The sequence below is a fragment of the Streptomyces sudanensis genome (genome assembly GCF_023614315.1).
Classification (GTDB): Bacteria; Actinomycetota; Actinomycetes; order Streptomycetales; family Streptomycetaceae; genus Streptomyces; species Streptomyces sudanensis.
Window position 1 is genome coordinate 4,285,004 of sequence record NZ_CP095474.1, and the last position, 4,911, is coordinate 4,289,914.

The following is a 4,911-nucleotide window of genomic DNA, read 5'->3' on the forward strand; positions in this document are numbered from 1 at the left end:
TTTTTTTGTTGTGCATGGTGTGGCGACCACCGATAGTTACACGTAGGGAGGCGTCGGCGGGGTCAGATGTGTATAAGGGTCAGGCCCCGGGCGGTGGCGGCGGCTTCGGCGGCGGGCGTCCCGGCTTCGGCGGCCGTCCCGGCGGCCCCGGCGGCCGTGGCGGCACGCAGGGCGCGTTCGGCCGTCCGGGCGGTCCCGCCCGTCGCGGCCGCAAGTCGAAGCGGCAGAGGCGCCAGGAGTACGAGGCCATGCAGGCCCCGTCCGTGGGCGGCGTGATGCTGCCCCGCGGCAACGGCGAGACCGTTCGCCTGTCGCGCGGCGCGTCCCTCACCGACTTCGCGGAGAAGATCAACGCCAACCCGGCGTCGCTCGTCGCGGTGATGATGAACCTCGGCGAGATGGTCACCGCCACGCAGTCCGTCTCCGACGAGACGCTGCAGCTCCTCGGCGACGAGATGAACTACACCGTTCAGATCGTCTCCCCGGAGGAGGAGGACCGCGAGCTGCTCGAGTCCTTCGACCTCGAGTGGGGCGAGAACGAGGGCGGCGAGGAGTACCTCGCCCCGCGTCCGCCGGTCGTGACCGTCATGGGTCACGTCGACCACGGCAAGACCCGCCTGCTCGACGCGATCCGCAAGACGAACGTCGTCGCGGGCGAGGCCGGCGGCATCACCCAGCACATCGGCGCCTACCAGGTGGCGACCCAGGTCAACGACGAAGAGCGCAAGATCACCTTCATCGACACCCCGGGTCACGAGGCGTTCACCGCCATGCGTGCGCGCGGTGCCAAGTCCACCGACATCGCGATCCTCGTGGTGGCGGCGAACGACGGTGTGATGCCCCAGACGGTCGAGGCGCTGAACCACGCCAAGGCGGCCGACGTGCCGATCGTGGTCGCGGTCAACAAGATCGACGTCGAGGGCGCCGACCCGGTCAAGGTGTGCGGTCAGCTGACCGAGTACGGCCTGGTGGCCGAGGAGTACGGCGGCGACACGATGTTCGTCGACATCTCCGCCAAGCAGGGGCTGCACATCGACTCCCTGCTGGAGGCCGTCATCCTCACGGCGGACGCCTCGCTCGACCTGCGGGCCAACCCGGAGCAGGACGCGCAGGGCATCGCGATCGAGTCGCACCTCGACCGCGGCCGCGGCGCCGTGGCGACCGTCCTGGTCCAGCGCGGCACGCTGCGGGTCGGCGACACGATGGTGGTCGGCGACGCGTACGGCCGCGTCCGGGCGATGCTCGACGACAAGGGCAACAACGTCGAGGAAGCGGGTCCGTCGACCCCCGTCCTGGTCCTGGGCCTCACCAACGTCCCGGGCGCCGGCGACAACTTCCTTGTCGTCGACGAGGACCGCACGGCCCGTCAGATCGCCGAGAAGCGCGCCGCGCGGGAGCGCAACGCCGCCTTCGCCAAGCGCGTCCGCCGGGTCTCCCTGGAGGACCTCGACAAGGTCCTCAAGGCCGGTCAGATCCAAGAACTCAACCTCATCATCAAGGGCGACGCGTCCGGTTCGGTCGAGGCCCTCGAGTCCTCGCTGCTCCAGCTCGACGTCGGCGAGGAGGTCGACATCCGGGTCCTGCACCGCGGCGTGGGTGCGGTCACCGAGTCCGACATCGACCTGGCGATGGGCTCCGACGCCATCGTCATCGGCTTCAACGTCCGCGCGGCCGGCCGTGCCGCGCAGATGGCGGAGCGCGAGGGCGTCGACGTCCGCTACTACTCGGTGATCTACCAGGCCATCGAGGAGATCGAGGCGGCCCTCAAGGGCATGCTCAAGCCGGAGTACGAAGAGGTCGAGCTCGGCACGGCGGAGATCCGCGAGGTCTTCCGCTCGTCCAAGCTGGGCAACATCGCCGGTGTCCTCATCCGGTCCGGCGTGGTCAAGCGCAACACCAAGGCGCGCCTCCTGCGCGACGGCAAGGTCGTCGCGGAGAACCTCAACATCGAGGGCCTGCGTCGCTTCAAGGACGACGTCACCGAGATCCGCGAAGGCTTCGAGGGCGGTATCAACCTCGGCAACTTCAACGACATCAAGGTCGACGACGTCATCGCGACGTACGAGATGCGCGAGAAGCCGCGCGGCTGACCCCGGCCGCGCGACACCGGAGCGGAAGCCGGGGCCGGTCGGCGGAAGGAATTTCCGTCGATCGGCCCCGGCCGCTGCGTGTACGGTTCGGATGTCCCCGCCGGTGAACGGCGGGGGCCCACCGAACCCGAACCGGCGGGACATCCGGACTGTCCATGTACGTGGGGACGCTGTCCTTCGACCTGCTCCTCGGCGACGTACGGTCGCTGAAGGAGAAACGCTCCGTCGTCCGGCCGATCGTCGCCGAACTCCAGCGGAAGTTCGCGGTGAGTGCGGCGGAGACCGGCAACCAGAACCTCCACCGCAGGGCCGAGATCGGCGTGGCGGTGGTCTCCGGGGAGATCGGACATCTCACAGGGGTACTGGACCGGTGTGAGCGCCTCGTCGCCGCCCGGCCCGAGGTGGAGCTGCTGTCCGTACGGCGGCGCCTGCACACCGACGAAGAGTGAACGCAAGACGGAAGAGGAGACGGACCGGTGGCCGACAACGCGCGGGCCCGCAAGCTGGCCGATCGCATCCAGGTCGTGGTCGCGGAGACCCTGGACCGGCGAATCAAGGATCCGCGGCTGGGGTTCGTGACCGTCACGGACGCCCGCGTCACCGGCGACCTGCGGGAGGCCACGGTCTTCTACACGGTCTACGGCGACGAGGAGGAGCGCGCCGCGTCCGCGGCCGCGCTGGAGTCCGCCAAGGGCATCCTGCGCTCCGAGGTCGGCAGGCAGACCGGCGTCCGCTTCACGCCGACGCTGACGTTCGTCCCGGACGCCCTCCCCGACAACGCCCGCACCATCGAGGACCTCCTCGACAAGGCGCGGGCCAAGGACGCCGAGGTGCGCGAGGTGTCCACCGGCAAGACGTACGCGGGCGAAGCCGACCCGTACCGCAGGCCGGGCGACGAGGACGCCGACGCCGACGAGGCCGAGGCGGACGACGAGGACGGCTCCGGCACCCGATGAGCAACGCGGAACGCGCCCTCCCGGCCGACGCCGGGAGGGCCCCCGAGGACGGCCTCGTCATCGTCGACAAGCCGTCCGGGTTCACCTCCCACGACGTGGTGGCCAAGATGCGCGGCATCGCCCGCACCCGCCGCGTCGGCCACGCCGGCACGCTCGACCCGATGGCCACCGGCGTCCTCGTCCTGGGCGTCGAGAAGGCCACCAAGCTCCTCGGCCACCTCGCGCTGACGGAGAAGGAGTACCTGGGAACCGTCCGGCTCGGCCAGAACACCGTCACGGACGACGCCGAGGGCGAGGTCACCTCCTCGTCCGACGCGTCCCGCGTGACCCGCGAGGCCGTCGACGCGGCGGTGGCCGAGCTGACCGGCGACATCATGCAGGTGCCGTCGAAGGTGAGCGCCATCAAGATCGGCGGGAAGCGGTCCTACGCGCGGGTGCGGGGCGGCGAGGAGTTCGACATCCCGGCCCGCCCGGTGACGGTCTCCCAGTTCACCGTGTACGACATGCGCGACGCCGTCGCCGAGGACGGCACGCCCGTCGTCGACCTGGTCGTCTCCGTGGTCTGCTCCTCCGGCACGTACGTCCGGGCCCTCGCCCGCGACGTGGGTGCCGCCCTCGGCGTCGGCGGGCACCTCACCGCGCTGCGCCGCACCCGCGTCGGCCCCTACCGGCTGGACGCCGCGCGCACCCTGGACCAGCTCCAGGAGCGGCTCACCGTCATGCCCCTCGCCGAGGCCGCCGCCGCCGCGTTCCCGCGCTGGGACGTCGACGAGCGGCGCGCGAAGCTGCTCCTCAACGGCGTCCGCATCGACATGCCGCCCCACGGGCCGGGCCCCGTCGCCGTCTTCGACCCGCGGGGGCGCCTGCTGGCCCTGGTGGAGGAGCGCGGGGGGAAGGCGAAGAGCGTCGCCGTCTTCGGCTGACCGCCCCGCCCCGGACCCGGGGCAGCGCCGCGGGGCGGGCCCGTGCCCGTCCCGCGGCCCCTCTCCGCCGCGTCTCCGCCCGTACCGGGATGCCTATTCACCCACTCGGACGGGCGCTCGGAGCGAACGGGGGAGCATCCGGGGGCGCGTCCGGCGACCGCGTTTCCCGGCCCGATCGGCCCGGTCCTACGGTCGATCCATGGGACGACAGGACCGGGCGGCACTGGTGCGCATCTGTGATCGGGAGGGCCGGACGAGAGGCTCCGGCTTCGTCGCCGACCACCTCGGCACGGTCGTCACCGGCCACGAGACCGTCGACGGCCTGGAGCACGTCGTCGTCCTGGCGCCCGACGGCCGCGAGTGCGCGGTGACCGCCGACGCCGTCACCGCCCTGCCCGCCGACGCCCTCGCCCTGGTCCGCACCGACGGGCTCGGCGTCCGTCCCCTCGCCATCGCCGACCGCCCCGCGCCCCCGGCGGGCACCTACGTCCACGTCCACGCCCACGGCCGGCGCGAGGCACGCGTCCTCGGCACCGTCCGGGCCGCCCGCACCGGGAGCGACGGCCGCCACCACCCCGTCGACGGGGTCCTCGAACTCGCCATCGGCACCGAGGGCCGCGAAGCGCTGGAGCACGACGGCGGGGCCGCGGGCGGACCGGTCCTGGACGCCGCGACCGGCACGGTCCTCGCCGTCCTCACGGGGGCGCTCCGCACCGGCCATCCCGCCGCCGGGCTCGCCGTGCCCCTCGCCGGCGCCGCCGCCCGCACCCCCGGCGGCCCCCTCGCCGCCCTGCTGCGCCGCAACGCCGCCACCGTCCCGGCCCACGGCGCCGCCCTGAACCTCGCGGGAGCCCTGCGGCTCACCGGACTCACCCACCCCGCCCTCCATCCGGCCCGGACCGTCGAGAGGCCCGCCGTCGCCCACCGCCTCGACCTGTTCGC

The 4,911-nt window shown here is 72.6% G+C and carries 4 protein-coding genes and 1 pseudogene; all 5 read left to right on the forward strand.

Features of this window, described 5'->3' with window-relative positions:
- Positions 1-86: 86 nt before the first annotated feature.
- Positions 87-2,090: pseudogene (gene infB, locus MW084_RS19815) on the forward strand (translation initiation factor IF-2); the annotation flags it as partial.
- 155 nt (positions 2,091-2,245) lie between these two features.
- Complete coding sequence (locus MW084_RS19820) at positions 2,246-2,539, forward strand: DUF503 domain-containing protein (RefSeq protein WP_010476281.1); 294 nt, start codon at positions 2,246-2,248, stop codon at positions 2,537-2,539.
- 27 nt (positions 2,540-2,566) lie between these two features.
- Positions 2,567-3,046 (forward strand): 30S ribosome-binding factor RbfA, encoded by a 480-nt coding sequence (rbfA, locus tag MW084_RS19825; protein ID WP_010476279.1) that lies wholly within the window; start codon positions 2,567-2,569, stop codon positions 3,044-3,046.
- Positions 3,043-3,969, forward strand: coding sequence for a tRNA pseudouridine(55) synthase TruB (gene truB, locus MW084_RS19830; RefSeq protein WP_010476277.1), 927 nt, complete (start codon positions 3,043-3,045; stop codon positions 3,967-3,969). Before rbfA ends, truB begins: the two co-directional genes overlap by 4 nt.
- Positions 3,970-4,168: 199 nt before the next feature.
- A partial coding sequence (locus MW084_RS19835) for a trypsin-like peptidase domain-containing protein (protein ID WP_275563720.1) occupies positions 4,169-4,911 on the forward strand: 743 nt, incomplete at its 3' end.

Bases quoted from the DNA above. Each gene is read 5' to 3' on its own strand.
- MW084_RS19820 (WP_010476281.1), top strand. From the start codon at position 2,246: ATGTACGTGGGGACGCTGTCCTTCGACCTGCTCCTCGGCGACGTACGG.
- truB (WP_010476277.1), top strand. From the start codon at position 3,043: ATGAGCAACGCGGAACGCGCCCTCCCGGCCGACGCCGGGAGGGCCCCC.